Annotated in this window: 1 protein-coding gene and 1 pseudogene; both read right to left on the reverse strand. The window is 65.3% G+C overall.

Annotation, left to right across the window (positions count from 1 at the left end; translation table 11 throughout):
• Nucleotides 1-198, reverse strand: a 198-nt coding sequence (locus RM844_RS32710) for an ABC transporter permease subunit (protein ID WP_394814661.1), incomplete at its 3' end; no start/stop codon positions are given.
• Nucleotides 199-219: 21 nt separating this feature from the next.
• Nucleotides 220-453: pseudogene (locus RM844_RS32715) on the reverse strand (transporter substrate-binding domain-containing protein); the annotation flags it as partial.

The following is a 453-nucleotide window of genomic DNA, read 5'->3' on the forward strand; positions in this document are numbered from 1 at the left end:
GATCAGGGTCAGGGGAGTGTTGCGGATGACGTTCACGTACGCGGCGCCGAGCCAATTGAGCACCGGCACCGGAGCCAGCCGCATGGCGGCCAGCCCAGTGCCCAGGATCAGCGCACCGATCGCGGAGTACACCGTGAGCTGGATCGTGGTCCAGAACGCCGCGAATATCTGATCGCGGTATGCGTCGAAGATCTCCACAGTCGGTGCGCTGTCTCCGGATCAGTTGCGCTCGACGGCGGGCGGTGCCGGGGTGGGGATACCGGCGGGGCCGAGGTTGCGCTCGAACGCTTCTTTCCAGGCGCCGCTGGACTCCATCTTCTCGAGCGCGGTATTGATCTTGTTGCGCAACTCGGTGTCACCCTTCTTCAGGCCGATGCCGTAGCGCTCCTCGGAGAAGGTGTCCCCGGCGATCTTGAAGGTGCCCGGGCTTTGCGCGGCGTACCCGGCCAGGAT

Source organism: Streptomyces chisholmiae (genome assembly GCF_031845445.1).
Lineage (GTDB): Bacteria > Actinomycetota > Actinomycetes > Streptomycetales > Streptomycetaceae > Streptomyces > Streptomyces chisholmiae.